The sequence below is a fragment of the Rhodovulum kholense genome (assembly GCF_003053725.1).
GTDB lineage: Bacteria > Pseudomonadota > Alphaproteobacteria > Rhodobacterales > Rhodobacteraceae > Rhodovulum > Rhodovulum kholense.
The window spans coordinates 1-1,727 of sequence record NZ_QAYC01000044.1 but is presented as its reverse complement, the minus strand read 5'-3'; the positions used below and the strand labels follow the sequence as shown (position 1 = coordinate 1,727).

1 protein-coding gene is annotated in these 1,727 nt (G+C 57.9%); it reads left to right on the top strand.

Going from position 1 to position 1,727, the window contains the following annotated elements; translation table 11 throughout:
• Nucleotides 1-282: 282 nt before the first annotated feature.
• The gene (locus C8N38_RS20975) at nt 283-1,605 is read left to right on the top strand and encodes a methyl-accepting chemotaxis protein (RefSeq protein ID WP_108029039.1); all 1,323 of its coding nucleotides are present in this window, start codon (nt 283-285) and stop codon (nt 1,603-1,605) included.
• Nucleotides 1,606-1,727 lie beyond the last annotated feature (122 nt).

Sequence of the window (1,727 nt, the reverse complement as noted above, 5' to 3'; positions counted from 1 at the left end):
TTCGATGCCTTCATGCGTTTCCGCTCCTCTCCCAGCCAGGAAAGATTAGCCGAAAACTCCAGCTTCAAACGGTCCAGTTTTCAGGGAACAGAGCACCCAGCCGAAAGCTCATGATCCAGGCGCTCCAGTTCTCAGGGTGCAGGGCAATATCTGCAAAACGTTTTAGCCAGCATCAGATCCGCAGCGACCCGGCGGAGGAATGAGGAAAGTCAAATCGGAAAATTTAAGGGTGCTTCAATATGTCGCCTGTATGCATCGTCCAAGGCAGACGCGGAGGCGATGATGTGGTTCAATCGACGCAAAGGTTCCAGTGGGTCAAAATCCGTTAGCAAATCTGACGCGATTGTTCAGATTGTCGAACGCACCCAGGCCGTGATCCACTTCACGCCAGAAGGTGTGATCTTGGAGGCAAATGACATGTTTCTGCGCGCGCTCGGTTACACCGCCGCGGAAGTGGTCGGTCAGCACCACAGCATGTTTGTGCAGAAAAAGTATCGCCAGACACAGGCGTACCAAGATTTCTGGAATCGTCTGCGCGCCGGCGAATTCTTCACGGACGAGTTCCCGAGGATCACCAAGGAAGATGAAGTGATCTGGATTTCCGCGACATATGCTCCGGTCTTCGACGAGGATGGTACGGTCGTTCAGATCACGAAGATCGCGACGGAAATAACGCGGCAGCGCGAGGCGATCCGCGCGATTTCGAAGGGGCTCCAGGCGCTCAGCAATGGAGACCTGACGCACCGCGTCGAACTGTCTGCCCAGGACCGCATGAAGGAAGTGGCCGACAGTTTCAACGCGGCTTCGGAAAACATGGCCAATTTGATCAGACAGGTCAAAGACGTGGCCGGCACCATCGACGGAATGTCCCAGAGAGTTTCTGGAAACGCCGATGAGCTTTCTCGCCGCACCGAAACACAGGCGGCGACCCTGGAACAGACGGCCGCGGCGGTGGACCAACTGAACCACACCGCGCGGAAAGCGGCGGACTATGCGTCCGAAGTCGGCCGGGAGGCCCAGGACACCAGGAAAGCGGCCGGAGACAGCAGCAAGGTCGTCGAAGATGTGACCGCCGCCATGCAGAGAATCGAGGATTCCTCGAAGTCGATCTCTCAGATCGTTTCGGTGATCGACGACATCGCATTTCAGACGAACCTGCTTGCCTTGAATGCGGGGGTGGAGGCGGCTCGTGCGGGGGAAGCGGGGCGCGGCTTTGCGGTGGTCGCCTCCGAGGTCCGGCAACTGGCGCAAAGGTCGGCCGACTCCGCAAAGGAAATCAAGTCCCTGATCGTTCAGAGCAGCGAATATGTGCGCGACGGCGCGACGTTGGTGGGCAAGGCCAGCGGCGACCTTGGCGGGATATTCCGCAGTGTCGACCGGATCAGTGAACGCATCAGGGAGGTGGTGAGCGGTCTGCAAGAACAGACGATAACGCTCACGGAGATAAACACCGCGATCTCGCACCTGGATACTGTGACGCAGCAAAACGCGGCCATGGTCAGCGAAACCGCCGGCGTGACGTTGGAGCTGTCGAAGAACAGCGCATCCTTGTCTGACGGAATTTCGATCTTCACGGTTGCACCGACGGACGTGACCTTGCACTGAGTTGGCCACTGAACCGCCCCGGGTTTGCCGGAGAGTTTCTGGTTCAGTGATTAGGCTGCTTTTTCGGCAGCGTTCAAGCTTGTGTGGAATGCCTCCTCCGCTTCTTGCGGCGTGGTAGCCGA

Coding starts and splice junctions, on each gene's coding strand:
- C8N38_RS20975 (WP_108029039.1), top strand. CDS start 283: ATGTGGTTCAATCGACGCAAAGGTTCCAGTGGGTCAAAATCCGTTAGC.